This window comes from Roseobacter denitrificans OCh 114, from assembly GCF_000014045.1.
In the GTDB taxonomy this organism is placed as follows: domain Bacteria; phylum Pseudomonadota; class Alphaproteobacteria; order Rhodobacterales; family Rhodobacteraceae; genus Roseobacter; species Roseobacter denitrificans.
Genome location: NC_008209.1, coordinates 3,952,907 through 3,972,200 on the forward strand (window position 1 = coordinate 3,952,907; position 19,294 = coordinate 3,972,200).

The window sequence follows — 19,294 nt, forward strand, 5'->3', positions numbered from 1 at the left end:
CGTGCGAAAGCATCAACCAAGTGCAATATCGCCAATGGCAGAAAACCCCTGATCATTGAACGGGGCGTGAACAGATCAGCCGCGTTCGTGAAAATAGTCATATATTTTTTCCGCCAACGCGCCCGAGACGCCATCCACCGCCTTGAGGTCGTTGAGGTTCGCGCGCGCCACCGCCTTGGCGGAGCCGAAATGCGCCAAAAGCGCGCGTTTGCGCGCAGCGCCGACGCCCGGCACATCATCCAGCGGGGTGGCCCCCACCGCCTTGGACCGTTTGGCGCGATGCGTGCCGATCGCAAAACGGTGCGCTTCGTCCCGCATGCGCTGGATGAAATACAAGACCGGGATCATTGTGGCGCAAGGCAAAGGGGCGATTGCCCATGCGATAGAACTCTTCCTTGCCCGCATCGCGGTCGATGCCCTTGGCGACGCCCACCATGGGGATGTCTTCCACACCATATTCGCGCATGATCGAGGCCACGGCGCTGACCTGCCCGGCGCCCCCGTCGATGAGCAGCAAATCCGGCCAATGACCTTCGCTGCGGTCAGGATCTTCCTTGATCAGGCGTTTGAAGCGTCGTTTCAGAACCTCTTTCATCATGCCGAAATCATCCCCCGGTGTCAGATCCTCGCCACGTATGTTGAACTTGCGGTACTGGTTTTTCAGGAACCCTTCGGACCCGGCCACGATCATCGCACCGACCGCAAACGCGCCCTGAATATGCGAGTTGTCATAGACTTCGATCCGCTCGGGCGGCGCCTTGAGGTCAAAGGCCTCTGCCAGCCCTTTCATCAGACGCGCCTGTGTCGCCGTCTCGGCCATCTTGCGCGCAAGGGATTCGCGGGCATTGCGCAGAGCACCATCAATCAATTCCGCCTTTTCTCCGCGCTTTGGCACGATCAGCTCGACCTTGCGGCCAAGTTTGCCGGAGAGGGCTTCTGCCATGAGATCCGGATTTTCGATGTCATTGCTCAGGATAATCTGGCGCGGCGGTTCGCGGGTGTCATAGAACTGACCGAGGAACGCTTCCAGAACTTCAGCGGCCTCCACATCGGCCCCGACACGCGGGTAATAATCGCGATTGCCCCAGTTCTGGTTTGCCCGGATGAAAAACACCTGCACACAAGCCTGCCCGTTCTCCAGATGCAGTGCCACGATATCCGCCTCGGCCACGCCCTTGGGATTGATGCCCTGTGCGGTCTGCACCTGCGTCAGCGCTTTGATCCTGTCGCGCAAGGCCGCCGCGCGTTCAAACTCCATCGCCTCCGAAGCTTGCGACATCTCATGTGCGAGCCGCGCCTGAATATCCGTCGTTTTGCCGGTCAGGAATTTTTCCGCATCCTTGACCGTCTGACGATAATCCTGCGGGGATATCTTGCCGACACAGGGCGCCGAGCAACGTTTGATCTGATACTGCAAACACGGGCGGGTGCGGCTTTCAAACATGCTGTTGGAGCAGTCTCTCAGCAAGAACACGCGTTGCAGTTGGTTCAGCGTTCTGTTCACCGCCCCCGCTGATGCGAAGGGACCGTAATAGCTGCCTTTTTCCTTTTTTGCACCCCGGTGTTTCTTGATCTGCGGATATTCATGATCCGCAGAAACGAGGATGTTTGGAAAACTCTTGTCATCGCGCAGCAACACATTGAACTTGGGCTTGAGCTGCTTGATGAGGTTCTGCTCAAGCAGAAGGGCTTCGGTCTCTGTCTTTGTGGTCAGAAACATCATCGACGCGGTCAGCGAAATCATCCGCGCAATGCGGGGCGTGTGACCGGTAGGGCGCGCATAATTCGACACACGCGCGCGCAGGTTACGCGCCTTGCCCACATAGAGCACCCGGCTTTCAGAATCGAGCATCCGGTAGACGCCCGGTGAGACATCCAGCGTCTTGAGATACCCTTGGATGACCTCGCAGCCCAGCACCTCGCCTTTTGGATGAGTGTCAACTTTACCTGTCATAGCACTCTGTACATGATTCCCTTTCCGGCGGCACTGTAACGCAGGTGGCTGCAAGGCTTAAGGTGTCCACCGAAGCTGTGGACAACTCTGCTGATAACTTGGTCCAGACCAGAATTTTTCCTTGTTTTCTTAGTATTTCCACGAAATGCCTAAAAATTAGGCGCAAACTTAACCTATTGTTTTTACTATATATTTTTAAATATATCGGGCAAGGGTTTGAAAATACAAGCAATTTTGTAACGGTTTTGTGACGGCGATCCGGAACGTGTAAAACTTTTCTCGCTCAGGCCTATTCAACCCCAAGTATGTCCGGTGTTTCCCAGCCTAAATGCTGTCCACCGTCGATACACAGCAGTTGCCCGGTCAGCGCGCGCGCATCCAGAATATACCCGAGAGCGGCGGTGATATCTGCGGGATTGGATCCGCGCTTCAGAACGGTGCTTTCTCTTTGCGTCCTGAATTGCTCATCGGTTTGCCTCCCGCCTTTGAGTGTCGGGCCCGGCCCGATGGCGTTGACGCGGATCGCAGGGGCCAATGCCTGTGCCGTCGTTTGGGTCAGCGCCCATAACCCCATCTTGGCGAGCGTGTAGGTCATGAACTCCGGCGAGAGTTTGCGCACCCTCTGATCAATCATGTTGACGATGACCCCTGACGCATAGGGCTCGCCTGCATCATCAGTTTTCGGTGCCATCTGCTGGTCCGCCATTTTCTGCGTCAGGATGAAAGGGGCACGCAGGTTGCTCTGCATGTGACGGTCCCAGCTCTGCCGCGTGGCAGTGTCGATGGTGTCGTATTCAAAGATGGATGCGTTGTTGACCAGACATGTGATGTCCCCGCCAAGGTACGCGCGCGCCTGCGCGAACAGATTGGCGGTCTGCCCATCGTCCAGCAGATCGGCTTGCAGCATATGCCCCTGCCCCCCCGCGGCCTCGATCATGCGCACCGTTTCCCCGGCGCCGTCTGCGGAGGACGCATAGTGCACAGCAACATCATAGCCGCGCCCGGCGAGATACAGCGCCATTTCGCGCCCCAGCCGGTGCCCGGCGCCTGTCACCAATGCTCTGCTCATTTCAGTGCCCCCTGCTCTGGTCTCACGCCAAGAGCAGTACAAGATAGGCGACATAGAGCACAGACAAGAGCACACCCCATGCCCGCGTGATATTCCATCCGAAAAAGACGAAAGGCAAAAGCAGGAAGGACGCCGCCAGCATGACCCAGAAGTCCAGCCGCATGAATTCGGGATCAACCGGGATCGGGCCGACAAAGGCCGCAATGCCAATGATCGCCAGCAGATTGAACATGTTCGAGCCGATCACATTGCCAAGGGCCACATCTGCCTGACGGCGCAACGCGGCCATGACGGTGGTTGCCAATTCCGGCAGCGAGGTTCCAATCGCCACGAGCGTCAGGCCGATGACCGTGTCAGAGATGCCATATTGCTTGGCGATCACGGTGGCATTTTCGACCAGAAGGTTCGCCCCCAAAGGCAGACCGATCAGGCCCAGCCCGAGAAAGATAAGGATACGCCACATGGGCAGGTCGGGATCAACCCCTTCGAGGTCTTCTTCGGGGTTGTCACATTCTGACGTGCTGTGATTGTAGGCGTCGCGAAAAGCGTCCCCAAGCACCAGCGCCAGAGCGCCCAGAAGAACAAGCGCCGCAATCCAGTCAAAGACACCGCGATAAGCCAAACCGATGAACAGGACCGACGCGAGGATCATGTGAATATAGGTCTTGCGCGTGTCACACTCCGAGGTGTGCATCGTCGCCAGCAAGGCCGGAATGCCAAGCACCAGCAGGATATTCGCCGTATTCGACCCCACCACATTGCCGAGGGCCAACCCCGGCACACCGTCCAGCACGGCCTGCACCGAAATCAGCAACTCAGGGGCAGAGGTGCCGAATGCAACAATCGTCAGACTCACGATCAACGCGGGCACGCCAAGGCGCAGGCTGAGGTTCACCGCACCCTTGACCAATGAATCGCCCGCAAGCAGCAGGATCACCAGCCCAAGGCCGGACAACAGCCAAGGCATCATGTGCGGTTTCCTTTATCGCCACAGGCGCAGGGGCCCCGTCCGATACGGTAGCGTCCGCAGGATTTGCATTTGGCCGACGCAAGGCGTTTACCGCCCAGCCAGTGCATCTTGCCGAACATGGCAAGCACCCCCATGAAGACGAGAAACAGAGTGACGATTTTGAAAATCATTCGGTTACAAACCAAACTGCGCGAAGGCGCTGCGTTCTTCGATACTGTGCAACGTATCATCCAGGATGCGGCTGCCAAAGCGGGTCAGCAGCGGTTTGCGCATACCGTAGTTGCGGAATTTTACCTTCTCGCCAAAGCGCTCGGTCATCATGGGTTTGAGATGCCCGATGCCGTCGATCAACCCAAGCTCAGCAGCGCGGCGCGCCAGCCAGACTTCGCCGGTGAACAGGTCGCGGTCGTCCGTAAGTTTACCCTTGCGGCGCGCAGCGACATGGTCCTTGAAATTGCCATGGATGTCCTCGAGCAGGCCTTTAAGGCGGGCCACGTCTTCGGGGTTTTCCGGGCGGAACGGGTCGAGCATGGATTTTGATTTCCCCGCCGTGTAGACGCGTCGCTCGATTCCTTGCCGCGCCAACAAGTCATGCGCCCCGAAAGACGCGGAGATAACACCGATCGACCCGACGAGCGAGCTTTCATCGCCATAGATTTCATCCGCCGCCGCAGCCAGCCAATAGCCACCGGAGGCGGCCACGTCTTCTACAAAGGCGATGACGGGGATGTCTTTTTCCTCGGCCAGCCGCCGGATCCGCGCCCCTATGAGCGAGGATTGCACAGGGCTGCCGCCGGGCGAGTTCACCTCAAGCGCGACCGCCGCAGGCTTGCCGCGCGCGAACGCCTTCTCAATCACAGGCGCAAGGCTTTCGTCGTTCAACGTGCCGCGCCCCGCAGCACTGATCACCCCGGAGAGGCGGATCACGGCGACCGTCGGGTCTGCTTTCAGAAAGGGTATCCATCGTTTCATGAGTGCTCATGTAGAATGACGCCCCTCCTCAAACAAGGCGGATCAGACAAGAGTTTTCACACGTCACTTTATTGCCGAAGACGCCAGCCGGTTTTGAAGATCCAGCCGATCACCAGCAGACACAGGCCGGTAAAACCCGCAATCGCCATAAGGGAAAGGCCAATCGGCACATCTGCAGCGCCGAAAAACGACCAGCGAAACCCGGAAATCAGGTAGACGACCGGGTTGAAAAGCGAGATCGTTTGCCAAAGCGGGGGCAGCATCGAAATTGAATAAAATGCACCGCCCAGAAAAACCAAAGGCGTAATGACCAGCAAAGGCACCAGTTGCAGCTGTTCGAAATTGCTTGCCCATATGCCGATGATAAAGCCCAAAAGCGAAAAGCTGAGGCAGGTCAGGATCAAAAACAGCACCATCGCGATGGGGTGCGCGATCTGAATGTCCACGAAAACAAAGGACGTGCCCAGAATGATCACACCGATGAACATCGCCTTGGCAGCCGCCGCCCCCACATAGCCTGCGACAATCTCAAGAAAGCTGACCGGGGCGGACAGGAGTTCGTAGGTCGTGCCGATGAACTTGGGGAAATAGATGCCGAAAGAGGCGTTGGAAATCGCCTGCGTGATCACCGACAGCATGATCAGCCCCGGCACGATGAACGCGCCGTAACTGACGCCGTCGACTTCCTGAATACGGCTGCCAATGGCCGCGCCAAACACCACAAAGTAAAGCGAGGTCGACAGGACAGGGGAGATCAGGCTTTGTGCGATGGTTCTGAAAAACCGGGCCATTTCAAATCTGAAAATGGTCTTTACAGCGATCAGGTTCATGCCTCGGCCTCCTCTTCACGGTGGACGAGGTCAACGAAAATATCCTCCAGACTGCTTTGCCGCGTGACCACATCGCGCAACACCAGACCCGCGGCGGACACATCCGCCAACAGCGAGGTAATGCCCGTGCGTTCGCCGCGCGTGTCATAGGTATAGGTCAGAGAACAGCCGTCCGGAGCGAGGCTGAGGTTGTATGTCGCCAAGGACGCGGGAATACTTTCGAGCCTTTGGGTCAGTTGCACCTGAAGCTGCTTTTGACCCATGCGCTTCATCAACTCGGATTTTTCCTCGATCAGCAGCAACTCACCCTTGGCAATCACGCCAACCCGGTCCGCAATGGCTTCGGCCTCTTCGATGTAATGGGTCGTCAGCACGATCGTCACACCGGACGCCTTGAGGCCCGCAACAATCTCCCACATGTCCTTGCGCAATTCGACATCCACACCTGCCGTTGGTTCATCCAGAAACAGCAGGCGGGGTTCGTGACTGAGCGCCTTGGCGATCAACACACGCCGCTTCATGCCCCCAGATAATTCTCGGATCTGGTTGTCGCGTTTTTCCCAGAGGGACAGTTGGCGCAAGATTGCTTCGACCTTCTCGTCGTCCTTCGCTTTGCCAAACAACCCACGTGAAAAGCGCACGGTGTTGATCACGCGCTCAAAGGGTTCAAGGTTGACCTCCTGCGGAACCAGACCGATCATACTGCGGGCGGCGCGAAAGTCCTTCTTGATATCGAACCCACCAACGCAAACGGTGCCACCACTGGCTTGTGTGATGCCACAAACGGTGGAAATCAACGTCGTTTTACCAGCCCCATTCGGCCCCAGCAGGGCGATGATCTCGCCTTCTTCAATCTCAAGGCTCACACCTTTGAGCGCTTTGAAACCATCAGCGTAAACCTTGCGCAGGTCGTTGATTTCAAGAATGGCCGTCATAAAAGCGCCTCCCCACATAATCCCCCGAAGAGATAGTCCCGCATGCGCCGAATGGACAGAGCAGAATTGCGCTGTGCCCCGACGTCCCGGATGCAGCACGGCGTGTCGCATCTGTGCAAGACCTGCATCATTTGCATGATATGGGTGGCTCATGACCACATCTGCTGAGAATAAGTCAGGCCTTGCGATCCTGTTCATCCTATTCGGCGTTTTGGCCATTTCGGTCAATGACATGCTGATCAAGCAGCTTTCCGGTGACTACCCGCTGCATGAACTCGTCTTTCTGCGCTCGGCTCTGGGGCTCGCGTTTTCGATGTTTCTGGTCCAGATGGAAGGCGGATGGCGCATTCTGAAAACCCGCCAGCCTGTGCTGCACGCGATACGCGGCCTGCTTATCGTTGCGGCGAACATGAGCTATTTTGCAGCCCTTGCCGCGCTCCCGCTGGCGGATGCAACGGCGCTGTTCTTTGCCGCACCACTTTTGATCACCCTTTTGTCGATCCCTATTCTGGGGGAGAAGGTCGGCATCCTGCGCATGACGGCCGTTCTGGTCGGGTTTTGCGGTGTGATCCTGATGCAGCGGCCCTGGGCGGGTGCAGAAACGCTCGAGGTCTCGCGCCTTGTCCTGTTGCTGCCGGTCTTTGCCGCCTTGATGTATGCGCTCAACCAGTTGATGACGCGAAAGCTTGGCGTCAGCAGCAAAGCCTCTGCGCTGTCGGTCTATATCCATATGTCATTCATCGTGGTCTCGCTGGGGTTCTATCTTGTTGCCGGGGATGGCCGGTTCGCGGCGGGTACGGAAAACCCGTCTTTGCAATTCCTGCTCCGCGCGTGGATTTGGCCCAGCGGGGCAGACTGGTGGTTCATCCTCGGGATGGGCGCCAATGCCGCTATCATCGGCTATTGCCTGAGCCAGGCCTACCGTATCGCGGATGCCGCAACCGTCGCGCCGTTTGAATATGTCGGGCTGCCTCTGGCGGTTTTCTGGGGCTGGCTGATCTTTGCGCAACTCCCGGTCTGGGAGGTCTGGGCGGGCATCGCGCTCATCCTCGGTTCCGGTCTGTTCGTGTTCCTGCGCGAACAGCAAAAAGCCCGCGTGGTGGCGCGCGGCCCGATCAAACGTCAATAGCGTCGCGTCGCTCCAGATAATACCGCACAGCGTCCTGCACATGGCGAAATCGGTCTCCGCCCAGATGCTTGCCGCCATACCAGCGCGTCACGACAACGATTTCGTCCTGCAGCCCTTCGCGCTCCAACATGCGCAGGATCACCATACCGGCCCCGGCCTCACCATCATCGTTCTTGAGCGGACCGCTGGACGTCAAAAGGCCCCATGAATGATGCGTCGCCTTGGAAAATTTCTTGCGCCGCAGCAGCGCTTCAACAAAGGCTTTGGCCGCTGTTTCATCTGCACAGGGCCCGCCGGAGACGGCATATTTTGAACCGCGATCGCTTATGATCCCTTCGAAAACCTGCACGCCCGGCCCCTTACGCCACCCGGACCACAACCTTGCCGGTCGCCTTGCGCGTGCGCAGCAGGTCAAGCGCCTCATTGGCCTGCTCCAGCGGCAGGACGTGGCTGACATGTGGTTTGATCTTGCCGGCCACATACCAATCAGTCAGCACCTCGAAACTATCTGTCAGGACCTTTGGGTTCACCCGCGTATAACCGCCCCAGTAAAAGCCGATCACCGTCAGGTTTTTGACCAGCAGATGGTTGGCCGGAATTTGCGGCACCTCGCCCGAGGCAAACCCCAGCGGGATCAGGCGCGCCTCCGGTCGGCACGCCCGCAAGGCCGCCTTGAACTGATCACCGCCAATCGGGTCATAGACCACATCCGCGCCGCCCAATGCCTTGACGCAGTCCCGAATATCATCCGTCTCGGAATCGATCAGATGATCCGCGCCTGCCGCCTTGGCCACCTCTAGCTTTTGCGCCCCGCGCGCCACGGCGATCACCTCTGCGCCCATCAGTTTGCCCAACTCGACCGCCGTCAGCCCGACGCCGCCCGAGGCCCCAAGCACGAGCAACCGCTCCCCCGCACGCAGATGCGCCTTGTAATCGAGCGCAACATGGCTGGTCCCATAGGCAATCAGGAAAGCGGCGGCATCTTCATCGGACATGACATCCGGGATCGGCACACAGATATCGGCGGAAATGGCCGCGAAATCCGCCAAGGCGTCAAAGCCGCAATAGGCAGCGATCCGTTGGCCGGCCGTGAACCTGGTTACGCCCTGCCCCACCTCCGTGACCGTCCCGCAGAGCTCCATACCAAGGGTAAAGGGCACGTCGGGCCGTTCCTGATAGGTGCCTTTGATTGCCAGCAAATCGCCAAAGTTCAGACCGCAGGTATGCACCTTGACGACAACCTGCCCGGCCCCGGCGGAGGGGTGCGGTATGTCTCGCAGGCTGAGGGGTTTGCCAAGTTCCGTCACTTGCATTGCGCGCATCGAAACATCCTTTACTGCCGCTTTCAGCGCCTATCTGCCCAGAGGGCGTGCGTATTTGCAAGGGGCGCGGCGGGGTGATGCGCCTTTTGGTCTTGGCAAGCCTGCAATCGCCATGTCAGAACAGCGGTGCAACCAAGCCACCGGACACAGGATGACCTACACCCGCTATGCCATCTACTACACGCCACCGCCCGGGCAGTTTGCCGAGCTTGGTGCGCGCTGGCTTGGATGGGACATCGCAACAGGCCAGCCCGTTGGGACACCCGACCTTGATATCGTCGCAACCCCGCGCAGATACGGGTTTCATGCCACGCTGAAAGCGCCGTTCTTTCTGGTGGACGGGGTCACGGAAGATGACCTGACTTGTGCGTTTCGCGATCTGGCTCAGAACCTCGCGCCCGTCGCATTGGAGGGGCTGGAGGTCAGACGTCTCGGCGGGTTTGTGGCATTGGTACCGTTTGGAAATACGGATGCCTTGCAAAGCCTTGCAGCCAATTGCGTCACGCGGCTTGACGCTCTTCGCGCGCCCATGAGCGAAGCGGAGCGTCTGCGAAAAACCAAACCGAATATGACGCAGGCGCATCGCCAGAACCTCGAAAAATGGGGATATGCCCATGTGATGGACTCGTTCCGGTTTCACATGACGCTGAGCGGTCCGCTTCCCAAAGACATCCGCGACAGGGTGATGGCGCAGGCCGAGGCGCATTTCGCGCCAGCGCAAATTGTACCGCTGACAATCTCCACGATCACGCTTGTCGGCGAACGCCCGGATGGTACTTTCAAGTCGATAGAGCAGGCGAGGCTGCGCGACCCGCAGACCGGTGCCGCAAAATGAAGCCTAGCCGCATGAGGGCGCTCCCCGCCTGATCCACAAACGCGGGCGGCGTGGTTTACAGATCAAGCACCAATTCACCGCCATCCTGCAGCGCACGCGACTGGCACAAAATCATCTGATCGCTGCGCTGCTTGGCGGACAGGACAAAATCGCGATGCTCGACCTCACCCGAGATGACGCCGCATTTGCACACGCCGCACAGACCGTCAGAACATTTCAGATCAACGGCGACGCCCGCTGCAATCAGCGCCTGCGCGGCAGATTGATCCGCAGGCACCGGGATGCGCCGACCGTCTTTCAACACCAGCGTGAAATCATGGTTTTGATACTCCGGCAGGTCGGGAACCGTGAAATACTCCAGATGGCGCGCCTCCTCAGAGACACCCGCCTTTTCAGCCGCCGCCATGACGGCCGACATATAGCGATCAGGGCCACATGCGTAGACATGCGCACCTGTCCGGGGGGCGCGGAAAATCGCATCAAGCGGTGCCCGCCTACCATTCTGGCTGTTGTGAATATGCACCCTGTCTGCCCATGGCACGGAGTACAGCAGCGGCACGAATGCAGCCGTTTTCTGATGTGAGACCGAGTAATGCACCTCGAACGAGCGCCCCGCAGCATGAAGCGCATGGGCCATCGCAATCATGGGCGTCAACCCGATGCCCCCGCCCATCAGAAAACTGTGGTCGGCGTCGCACACCAGCGGGAAATGGTTGATGGGTCTGGAAACAAAGACCTTTCGACCCTCGCTGAAAATGCGGTGCAGCAGCCGCGAACCGCCTTTGCCTTTGTCTTCGCGCAACACCGCAATTTCATAGCACCGGCGATTTGCCGGATCCCCCATCAGGGAATACTGGCGCAGGGTATCGGGCGCGATGACAATATCCAGATGCGCCCCGGCGTCCCAGCGGGGCAGCATCGCACCATCTGTCGCTTTCAGCACGTAGTGGCTGATCTTATCCGTCAGATGTGTAACGCGTGCGACCTGCACCTGAACAACAGGGCTGTCATTGGCGTCGGCCGCGTAAGCATGCGCCCAGGCACCTGTTTCACCGGCCTTGCGCCGACGCTTGTATTCCGCTGCGGATATCAGGTTCTGATAGGCCGCGATCCCCGCCTCACGGTCCATGGGAAACGGGTAGGCCCAAGGCGGCGGGGCCAGCGGTGCCGGGTATACCGCCAGCGTCTGATCGGCGTGTTTCAGGTCGAGGTCGACCTGCAGATCCCGCGCATTCACCGGCGCACGCGCAGGGTGGTAGCCGCCGTCCCGGTCAAGCTCGATGTCCCACCACCACTTTTTGACGGGCTTCAGCCCCCCATTGCCCAAAGCGTCATCCAACCGCGCCAGCACCGGTGCGGCCTTTGGCACTTTCATCGCCGCCCAGCGAAACGGCTTTTCTGCAAACAACCCTTCAAGGTTCCACGGGCAAGTTTTCATGCAGCGCCCGCACATCGACCCGCCTTTGGTCGTAATGCGATAAGTTGCGCATTTCTGGCTGTCCGATTTCCAGATTTCATAGCCGTTGAACATCTTTTTCGGCCCTGCAGTGATTGCGCCCGAGGGGCATTCGCGCGCACATTTGTTGCAGCTTTCGCAAAACCGCTGGAGCCCGAAATCAATCGGCCTGTCATGCGCAAGCGGCATATCGGTCGTAACCACCCCGGATTTCAGGCGCGGCCCCAGAAAGGGGTTCAGGATCACCTCGCCAATTCGGCTGACCTCACCCAGACCAGACAAAAGCAACAGGGGCGGTTGCAACACCTCGCCGTCCATGACCGTATGCGCCTTGGCCTTGTATCCCATGCGCCTGATCTGACGCGCGATCACCCCGCCGAGCAGCGAGAACCGCAGATAGGCCCGCATGGATTGCGCCACGCTGATCCAGTCATCGCCCGAGGCCCCCTCCATCGTCTCGAAACCCTGATCTATGATCATGCTGATCGCCTGATCGTGCGGCGGGTCCAGCACAGCACCCGTTGCATCGTGGCTATACCACGTCCAGTCGGGGCAGCGGCTGATGCCAACCGCATCGACGCCCAGAAAATAGCTTGCGGCTTTGATATTCGCGGCGTTCTCTTCTGCCGTTCCGGTCTGCTTTTCGCCAGCCACGGCACCATCCTGAAACGGGATCAAAGCACCCAACATCCGCCGTTGTGCCATCGAAGGGGCCGATTTGCGCGCGTAATAGCCCCCGGCGGCGGCCTTCTGCACCGCCTTGCCCAGATCACCGAATTGCGCGCGCGCGAACATGTCCGCCCGCTTGGGCACCCGCGCGACATGTGCCTCGTCAATATAGGTCGTCGGCTGCTCAACCCGTTTCAGCGTCTCGAAAGGGTGCGGTCCTTGGGCAAAATCGCGCCGCGCAAACGGGTCCCTGTTCAGTGCTGATTTTGCGGTGCCATAGCCAACCCACCAAGCTGGTGCGTTTGTTTTCAGCCATCCTTGTTCGGGCAATGGGCGCAGGGGTTGGTCATGCGCCACAGGCAAACTCGTCGTTACGACCGCAACGCCGAAACGATCCCCCAGAAAGGGGTTCACCAATGTGCCGTCGTCTACAACAGCCAGCCCTGCGGCGACCGTCAACTGGTTCAGATCAACATCCGTGCTGGTCGCGGTATGCGCCTTGGCATCCCAGCCCAGCAACCTGATGTATTCGGCCAGAACGACCGCCGTTTCGGACGCGCGCAGGCAGGCCCGATGCGCCTGCGCACTCTGAATCCAGGCGGCGCCCGTTTCATCGGCGCGTGGATCGCGCGGCATGTCGTACAGAAAGACCAGCGCGTGTTCATGATCCACGATGGTGCTGGGGGGAGCCTGCACGCTTTCCTGCAAATCCGCCATGATCGTATCAATGCCGGACGCCAGCGTCTTGACCTGCCTGGTCTTGAGTTCCTGCGCCAAACGATCAATGCCCGCATTTCGCACAGGCTGATCGAGCAAGGCGCTTCGGGGAACAGGCCCAACGCCCACCATGGATGCGTCACTGAAATACCCGAAGGCTTTCAGGTGCTCGGCCCTTTCCCGCGGATCTTCCGGGCAGGTCGCACGGGTTCGGTTTACCAAACCGTCGCGGATCGCATCCATGGTGGCCTGATATTCATCCATCGCATGAATGATCGACAGCGGGTCATCGTGGGTTTCAAACGACAAGGGCTGCATCGCCGGCACGGTTGCAAGATCGGGCATTGCGCCACGCTGCAAGCGTTCCATCGGATAGGGACCGAGGTGCGGCGGGCGCTTTGCAGTCGAGAAAAACCTTGTCGTCACTGTGCCATCTCAATCAGCCTGACAGGAAACCCCAACGGTAACCTGCACCGGGCAGCAGCACTGCCGGATGGCATCAAGCTACACGTAAATCCCGCCCCTACGCCAGCCCGGCTCCAAGGCAGAGGTTACGCAACCTCCAGCACCAGATCAGAGGCCTTTTCGCCGATCATGATCGCGGGCGCATTCGTGTTGCCCGACACGATCTCCGGCATGATCGAGCAATCTGCAACACGCAGCCCGTCGATACCGTGAACACGCAGTTTGTGATCCACGACCGCATCCGCGCCATCGCCCATCTTGCACGTACCCGTGGGGTGATAGATGGACGCGGTATTGTTGCGCGCCCAATCGAGCGTGGCGTCAAAGTCATCCATGTCCAGGCTTTCATGCGGGCGGAACTCCTGCGAAATCTTGGACGTCAGCGGGGCATGGCGCGCAATGGTGCGGGCGATGTTGACGCCAGCAACCACCGTCCGGCAATCCGTCTCGGTCGAGAGGTAATTGGGGATGATCTTGGGATAGGCGCGCGCATTGGCCGAGGCCAGTCTGATTTCACCTTTGCTTTCAGGACGCAGTTGACACACCGACATCGTGAAGGCCGAAAACCTGTCTGCCCCCTTGCCGGGATTTTCCGCCGACAAGGGCTGTACATGGAACTGGATGTCCGGCGTTTCCAAATCATCGCGGGTTTTCAGAAATCCGGTGGCAAGGCTCGCCGCCATGGTCATGGGACCCGACCGGAACAAGGCGTATTTCAGCCCGATCCTGGCTTGTCCGATCAGGCTTGTCACCTCATCATTGAGGGTGGGTTCGTTGCATTTATAGACCAGACGCGCCTGCAAATGGTCCTGCAGGTTCTTGCCAACACCCGGCAGGGCTTTTTTGACCTCTATGTTGTGTTCGCCCAATTGCTCCGCATCGCCAATCCCGGACAGCATCAAAAGCTGCGGCGAGTTGATCGCCCCGCCGCACAGGATTATCTCACGATGGGCATGGATCATCTGTTGCTGACCTGACCGGTCCGTATAGGTCACACCAACCGCGCGGCCCTCGTTGATCTCGACCTTGTCCGCCTGCGCATGCGTTAAAATCTTGAGGTTGGGCCGTTTCTTGACAGGGTTCAGATAGGCCACCGCCGAACTGCACCGCCGCCCGTTGCGGCTGGTCAACTGGAAAAAGCCGACGCCTTCCTGTTCGGCGCCATTGTAATCGGGGTTGTATTTGTAGCCCGCAGCCTGCGCCGCCGCGACCCAGGCATCCGTGATGGGCCGCTGGATGCGCATGTTCGAGACTGAAAGCGGCCCCTGATCGCCGTGAAACTCATCCGCACCGCGTTCATTGCATTCGGCGCGCTTGAACAGCGGCAGAACATCATCCCAGCCCCACCCGGTATTGCCCATCTGCCGCCAGCGATCATAGTCCTGCGGCTGACCACGGACGTAGAGCAACCCGTTGAGCGATGATGACCCACCCAGCACCTTGCCACGCGGCCATTCAATGGACCGCCCGTTCAGGCCCGGATCAGGTTCGGTTTTGTAACACCAATCAACGTTTGGATTATGGATGGTTTTGAAGTATCCAACAGGGATGTGAATCCACGGGTTCAGATCGCGCCCGCCTGCCTCCAACAGGATCACCTTGTTTTTGGGATCAGCGCTCAGACGATTGGCGAGGACACAACCGGCTGAACCTGCTCCGACAATGATAAAATCTGCTTCCACACCGTTCTCCCACATGTAGAGTAAAAAAAACTCTAGGCAAAAACAATTAACCATACTAGTGTTTTTTGGGACGAAATGTCTCAATAATCGACGTTCAGGGAGGAACGCATGAAAACATCAAACAACATCAATGGCATATCGCGTCGCGATCTATTCAAGATCGCTGGCCGCTATGGCATGAGCTCTACGCTTCTGGCGGCCGGTACGTTCGGCGGTGCGATGAGCTTTGCAAATCTGGCAAAAGCTGCTGAATCCACATATGAAAAGCGGTTCGCGAAAGAGCCGAAATTTACGCTGAAGTTCGGTGCGTCCGGCTTCAATGCCCGCAACCTTTTGATTGAACGCGCCGGCTGTCTGGAATTCGCGCGCGATCTTGAAAGCCGCACAGACGGCGAGATTCGCGTCGAGTTCATCGGCGACAACCAGATTTGCGGTCAAACATCCTGCGTTGAGAAAACGCAGCAGGGTATCGTCGATATCTATGCGGCATCCACGCAGAACTCTGCGGGCGGTGCGCCTTATCTGAACGTGCTAGATTACGCCTATATGTTCCGCAACCGCGCGGATCAGTATTACTTCCTCTATTCACCCGCGTCGCAGGCACTGCTGCGTGAGCCTTATGAAAAACGCCACGGACTGAAGTTCCTGTTCAGCCACGCAGAACTGCGCGGTATCCAGTTGGGCCTGAACTTCGCAGACAAGCCGCTGGTGACATCCGTTGAAGAGCTTGCAGGCACCAAGAACCGTGTCACAGGGACACAGCTTGGCCGGATCGCCATGGAAGCGCTGAACCTGAACCCGGTTCCGGTGGCGTGGGAAGAAACCCTTGATGGCCTCAAGCAGGGTCTGATTGATGGGGCCGAAACATGGGCGTCCGCGGTGGCCTATGCCAACATGGCGCCGGTTGTATCGCAGTCGGTTCACCTGAACTTCTTCTGCGGCACAGAGCATACGGCAATGTCTGCCTCCGTCTTCGACAGCCTTGGTGGCGAGTTGCAGGACGCCGTGATGGAATCGTCCTATCTCGCGCAGGTCCATGTACAAGCCGCGAATGAGGTCGCGCTGATCAACACCGTTGGCCAATCCGATCCCCAGCTGCCAAACACGATCTTTGCCCAGAACGACGTGCGCAACGCATTCCTGTCTGACGCGGAAATCAAGAAAGCCGAGGAAATGTGTTCGCCAGAGTATCAACCACAGTTGTGGGAGCAGTGGCGCGAGCGGCTTAACGGCTGGTCCGGTGGCCTCGACACTTATCAGGACATCTACAACGAAGTCCGCAAGATTCCGGGTGACACCCTGCCCGAGAATGTTGAGCCGCGCCGGTGGTGGAAAGCCTGAACCAGGCTTGACACACAATGAGAAAGGGCCGACCCGAAAAGGCGTTCGGGTCGGCCTTCTTATCTCAAAATACCACCTCATAATGGTGGAATTCCTACAGTGAGGGGGAGATCTGTATGTCTATTGTTTCTGAAGCGATTGCTATCGTTCCCACTCTTTTTTCAGGAAGTTCCTGGGAAAAGAGAAGCGCGTTTGACAAAGACGGCATGTGGCTGTTCTGTTTCGTGGCCACGCTTGTTGGCGGGTATCTGGCGCATCTGTTCTACAAATATGTTCCATTCGCCGAAAAACATCTGGAACGCGGCCTGTCAGTTACCATGTACCTGATCATCGCGGGTATCATCTGCTGGGGTGTGATCGACCGCTTTGTGTTTTCGCATCAATGGTCCGGTTCAACGACCGTGCCCCCTTTCCTCTTCATGGTCATGGCATGGTTCGCCTGCTCCTATAACGTGAAACTGCGCACGCACCTGAGCTTCAGTGAGTTTCGCGCAAAAATGCCGCCCACTGGGCAGATGCTTACACTCACGCTGGATGCCGCTTTGTGGCTCGGGTTCTGCTGGATCGCCATTACCACCTCGCTGCGCTTTACCGCACTGTCCGCAGACAATTTCCAACTGGTCGACGGGGTCGATGATGTCATGAAATGGTGGTTCTACCTGACCGTCCCGATTGCATTCACGCTCATGTCCGGGCGCGTCATCGGGAACTGGCTGGAGGACTGGAACAACTTCCGCTCCGGCACCCCCATCATCAAACAAGCTGTTATCGGCGGAGACGTATAATGACAGATGGATCCTGGATTACCCTTATTTCGCTCGGCGTCACGGCTTTGTTCATGCTCGGCACGCCTGTGTTGCTCGTCATCTTTTACTGGGTCATCGGCTGCAGCTTTGTGATCGGTCTGCCACTGGCCAACACGGGCAACGAGTTGATCAACGTGTTCAGCAAAGGCTTTGCCCTGCTTGCCATGCCCCTCTTCATCCTGACCGGGGATTTGATCAACCAATCCGGCATCGCGCGACGATTGTCGAATTTTGCCTATTCCTGTCTGGGGTGGCTGCGCGGCGGTTTGGCCATGGCATCCATCGCGGCTTGCGGGCTTTTCGCGGCGATCTCGGGGTCGAACTCGGCCACAACGGCCACCATCGGGTCGATGCTGCATCCTGAAATGGTCAAGGGCAACTACGACGAACGCTTCTCTGCGGCCACGGCGGCGGCGGGCGGCACGGTTGGGATCATCATTCCACCGTCAATCATCTTTATCGTCTACGGGTTCCTGATGAACCTGCCGATTTCCGAATTGTTCATCGCGGGTATCGTGCCCGGAACACTGATGGTTCTTGCCATGATGACGGTTGCGTTCATCGTCTGCACCATCAACGGCTGGGGTATCCTGATCGGTCTGTCCTTTCAGCGGGTGATCAAGACCGCGTTCGGGGCGTGGCTCGGGTTCTTTGCCATCGGCCTGGTGCTCTGGGGCATTTACACCGGCAAGTTTTCCCCGACCGAGGCTGCGGGTGTGACCGTTGGTTTCTGTGTGTTCGTGGGTCTGCTGTGCTATCCGCTCAACAAGGTCTTGGGCAGTGACGCAGATGTCCCCGTTGAACAAAAGAGCTTTCTGTCGATGTTTGTCGTCGAAGGGTTCACCTTGCCGAGCGTGCCGGCCATTGTGTCCCGCTCCGCGCAGATCACAGGCATTCTGGTGCCCCTGATCGCGGTGTCGGTCGCCATGCAACAGGTCCTGTCATCGCTGGGTGCGAAGGAATACATCGGCGCTTTCGTGACAGGAATGGGCGGATACTACGCGGTGCTGTTTACCGCGATGGCAATCGTCTTCATCACGGGCATGATCCTTGAATCCCTGCCGGTGACGATCATCCTTGCGCCGATCCTCGCGCCAATTGCTGTATCTGTCGGTGTCGATCCGGTCCACTTTGCGGTTGTCTTCCTTGTCGGTGCGTCAATTGGGTTCATTACGCCGCCCTACGGGTTGAACCTATATGTTGCCTCAGGGGTTACCGGGGTGCCATATTTCCGGCTGCTCAGATTCTCCACGATGTACCTTGCATCGCTGCTGATCGTTTGGATATTTGTCGCCCTCACGCCGATCACCGCTTTGTGGTTGGTTGGCTTCATGCAGTAACCTGAGACGGAACCCCTATGCCTGACGACCGTTCCCCTGAAAAGCACGGCCAGATCCCGACGAACTTGCGGCTGCTGGTCCTGCTCGAAGAGGTCGCCCGGGTGGGGGTTCCGGTCACGCCTTCAGCGTTGAAAGATACGCTGAACCTGCCCAAACCAACCCTGCACCGTCTCTTTCATACCGCGGAGGAAGCAGGGTTTTTACAACGCGATATCGACGGGCGGTCCTATAGTCCCGGCCCTCGATTGCGGCAACTGGCCGTCAATACCGTTTCGTCACAACGGGTACGCATGCTGCGCCTCGTCATCCTGCGCCGCCTTGCCGAGGAGATCGGGGAGACCTGCAACATTTCCACTCCCGACCGCGAAGGCATGACCTATCTCGACCGGGTGGAAACGCATTGGCCTTTGCGCATTCAACTGCCTGTCGGCTCGAACGTGCCCTTTCACTGCACCGCCAGCGGCAAGATGTACCTGTCGGCATTGCGCCCCGCCTATCTCGAAAGGTTGCTGGCCAATCTGGAACTGGATGAATATGTCCCTGGCACAATCACCGACCGGGACGCACTCAAGGCAGAGCTTGACCTGACCCGCAAACGCGGTTTTTCCACGGATGACGAAGAGTTCATGGAAGGCATGGCCGCTGTTGCCGTCCCGATTTATGACACGCAAAAGCGGCTGGTCTCGACCCTGTCCGTCCACGCCCCCCTGCAACGCCAGAGCCTTGAAGACCTCGTCGCCAAAATCGACAGCCTTTTCGCGGCGGCCAGCGAATTGTCAGACCTGATCAACACCTGAAGCGT

Annotated in this window: 15 protein-coding genes and 1 pseudogene; 6 read left to right on the forward strand and 10 right to left on the reverse strand. The window is 58.3% G+C overall.

The window, feature by feature from the left end; genetic code table 11:
- Window positions 1-75 precede the first annotated feature (75 nt).
- From uvrC to RD1_RS18730, 6 genes and pseudogenes are all read right to left on the reverse strand, one after another.
- Window positions 76-1,954, reverse strand: a pseudogene (uvrC, locus tag RD1_RS18700) (excinuclease ABC subunit UvrC).
- A gap of 289 nt (window positions 1,955-2,243) precedes the next feature.
- Window positions 2,244-3,023 (reverse strand): SDR family oxidoreductase, encoded by a 780-nt coding sequence (locus RD1_RS18705; protein WP_011570141.1) that lies wholly within the window; start codon window positions 3,021-3,023, stop codon window positions 2,244-2,246.
- Window positions 3,024-3,045: 22 nt separating this feature from the next.
- Window positions 3,046-3,993, reverse strand: a complete 948-nt coding sequence (locus RD1_RS18710) for a calcium/sodium antiporter (RefSeq protein WP_011570142.1) — start codon at window positions 3,991-3,993, stop codon at window positions 3,046-3,048.
- Between the two features lie 174 nt (window positions 3,994-4,167).
- Window positions 4,168-4,965 (reverse strand): S49 family peptidase, encoded by a 798-nt coding sequence (locus RD1_RS18720; RefSeq protein ID WP_011570143.1) that lies wholly within the window; start codon window positions 4,963-4,965, stop codon window positions 4,168-4,170.
- A 68-nt stretch (window positions 4,966-5,033) separates the two neighbouring features.
- Window positions 5,034-5,795 carry an ABC transporter permease gene (locus RD1_RS18725; RefSeq protein WP_011570144.1) on the reverse strand — a complete coding sequence of 254 codons (762 nt, stop codon included), beginning with the start codon at window positions 5,793-5,795 and terminating at the stop codon, window positions 5,034-5,036.
- Window positions 5,792-6,730 carry an ABC transporter ATP-binding protein gene (locus RD1_RS18730; protein WP_011570145.1) on the reverse strand — a complete coding sequence of 313 codons (939 nt, stop codon included), beginning with the start codon at window positions 6,728-6,730 and terminating at the stop codon, window positions 5,792-5,794. The genes RD1_RS18725 and RD1_RS18730 overlap by 4 nt, the downstream gene beginning before the upstream one ends.
- Window positions 6,731-6,881: 151 nt before the next feature.
- Here RD1_RS18730 and RD1_RS18735 point away from each other — a divergent pair, with 151 nt between their 5' ends.
- On the forward strand, window positions 6,882-7,859 hold the full coding sequence (locus RD1_RS18735) for a DMT family transporter (RefSeq protein ID WP_011570146.1): 978 nt from the start codon (window positions 6,882-6,884) through the stop codon (window positions 7,857-7,859).
- Here the strand turns inward: RD1_RS18735 and RD1_RS18740 are convergent.
- Both RD1_RS18740 and RD1_RS18745 read right to left on the reverse strand, forming a co-directional pair.
- On the reverse strand, window positions 7,846-8,208 hold the full coding sequence (locus RD1_RS18740) for a YigZ family protein (RefSeq protein WP_011570147.1): 363 nt from the start codon (window positions 8,206-8,208) through the stop codon (window positions 7,846-7,848). The two genes, RD1_RS18735 and RD1_RS18740, sit on opposite strands and share 14 nt — an antisense overlap.
- 10 nt (window positions 8,209-8,218) lie before the next feature.
- Window positions 8,219-9,181, reverse strand: coding sequence for an NADPH:quinone oxidoreductase family protein (locus RD1_RS18745; protein ID WP_011570148.1), 963 nt, complete (start codon window positions 9,179-9,181; stop codon window positions 8,219-8,221).
- 151 nt (window positions 9,182-9,332) lie between these two features.
- Here RD1_RS18745 and RD1_RS18750 point away from each other — a divergent pair, with 151 nt between their 5' ends.
- Window positions 9,333-10,016 (forward strand): DUF1045 domain-containing protein, encoded by a 684-nt coding sequence (locus tag RD1_RS18750; protein ID WP_011570149.1) that lies wholly within the window; start codon window positions 9,333-9,335, stop codon window positions 10,014-10,016.
- Window positions 10,017-10,071: 55 nt separating this feature from the next.
- Here RD1_RS18750 and RD1_RS18755 read toward each other — a convergent pair whose 3' ends face one another.
- Together RD1_RS18755 and RD1_RS18760 are read right to left on the reverse strand one after the other, a co-directional pair.
- The gene (locus RD1_RS18755) at window positions 10,072-13,227 is read right to left on the reverse strand and encodes a reductive dehalogenase (protein WP_245897342.1); all 3,156 of its coding nucleotides are present in this window, start codon (window positions 13,225-13,227) and stop codon (window positions 10,072-10,074) included.
- 182 nt (window positions 13,228-13,409) lie between these two features.
- Window positions 13,410-15,020, reverse strand: coding sequence for a GMC family oxidoreductase (locus tag RD1_RS18760; RefSeq protein WP_044033270.1), 1,611 nt, complete (start codon window positions 15,018-15,020; stop codon window positions 13,410-13,412).
- Window positions 15,021-15,113: 93 nt separating this feature from the next.
- Here RD1_RS18760 and RD1_RS18765 point away from each other — a divergent pair, with 93 nt between their 5' ends.
- From RD1_RS18765 to RD1_RS18780, 4 genes are all read left to right on the forward strand, one after another.
- A complete protein-coding gene (locus RD1_RS18765) occupies window positions 15,114-16,346 on the forward strand; it encodes a TRAP transporter substrate-binding protein (RefSeq protein WP_011570152.1) in 1,233 nt (410 codons plus the stop codon).
- 116 nt (window positions 16,347-16,462) lie between these two features.
- Window positions 16,463-17,131, forward strand: coding sequence for a TRAP transporter small permease (locus RD1_RS18770; RefSeq protein WP_011570153.1), 669 nt, complete (start codon window positions 16,463-16,465; stop codon window positions 17,129-17,131).
- Entirely contained in the window at window positions 17,131-18,492 is a 1,362-nt protein-coding gene (locus tag RD1_RS18775) for a TRAP transporter large permease (RefSeq protein WP_011570154.1), read from the forward strand. Before RD1_RS18770 ends, RD1_RS18775 begins: the two co-directional genes overlap by 1 nt.
- A 17-nt stretch (window positions 18,493-18,509) precedes the next feature.
- Entirely contained in the window at window positions 18,510-19,289 is a 780-nt protein-coding gene (locus RD1_RS18780; RefSeq protein ID WP_011570155.1) for an IclR family transcriptional regulator, read from the forward strand.
- Window positions 19,290-19,294 lie beyond the last annotated feature (5 nt).

Bases quoted from the DNA above. Each gene is read 5' to 3' on its own strand.
- RD1_RS18745 (WP_011570148.1), bottom strand. From the start codon at position 9,181: ATGCGCGCAATGCAAGTGACGGAACTTGGCAAACCCCTCAGCCTGCGA.
- RD1_RS18750 (WP_011570149.1), top strand. From the start codon at position 9,333: ATGACCTACACCCGCTATGCCATCTACTACACGCCACCGCCCGGGCAG.
- RD1_RS18760 (WP_044033270.1), bottom strand. From the start codon at position 15,020: ATGTGGGAGAACGGTGTGGAAGCAGATTTTATCATTGTCGGAGCAGGT.
- RD1_RS18765 (WP_011570152.1), top strand. From the start codon at position 15,114: ATGAAAACATCAAACAACATCAATGGCATATCGCGTCGCGATCTATTC.
- RD1_RS18755 (WP_245897342.1), bottom strand. From the start codon at position 13,227: ATGGAACGCTTGCAGCGTGGCGCAATGCCCGATCTTGCAACCGTGCCG.
- RD1_RS18770 (WP_011570153.1), top strand. From the start codon at position 16,463: ATGTCTATTGTTTCTGAAGCGATTGCTATCGTTCCCACTCTTTTTTCA.
- RD1_RS18720 (WP_011570143.1), bottom strand. From the start codon at position 4,965: ATGAAACGATGGATACCCTTTCTGAAAGCAGACCCGACGGTCGCCGTG.
- RD1_RS18775 (WP_011570154.1), top strand. From the start codon at position 17,131: ATGACAGATGGATCCTGGATTACCCTTATTTCGCTCGGCGTCACGGCT.
- RD1_RS18725 (WP_011570144.1), bottom strand. From the start codon at position 5,795: ATGAACCTGATCGCTGTAAAGACCATTTTCAGATTTGAAATGGCCCGG.
- RD1_RS18780 (WP_011570155.1), top strand. From the start codon at position 18,510: ATGCCTGACGACCGTTCCCCTGAAAAGCACGGCCAGATCCCGACGAAC.
- RD1_RS18705 (WP_011570141.1), bottom strand. From the start codon at position 3,023: ATGAGCAGAGCATTGGTGACAGGCGCCGGGCACCGGCTGGGGCGCGAA.
- RD1_RS18710 (WP_011570142.1), bottom strand. From the start codon at position 3,993: ATGATGCCTTGGCTGTTGTCCGGCCTTGGGCTGGTGATCCTGCTGCTT.
- RD1_RS18730 (WP_011570145.1), bottom strand. From the start codon at position 6,730: ATGACGGCCATTCTTGAAATCAACGACCTGCGCAAGGTTTACGCTGAT.
- RD1_RS18735 (WP_011570146.1), top strand. From the start codon at position 6,882: ATGACCACATCTGCTGAGAATAAGTCAGGCCTTGCGATCCTGTTCATC.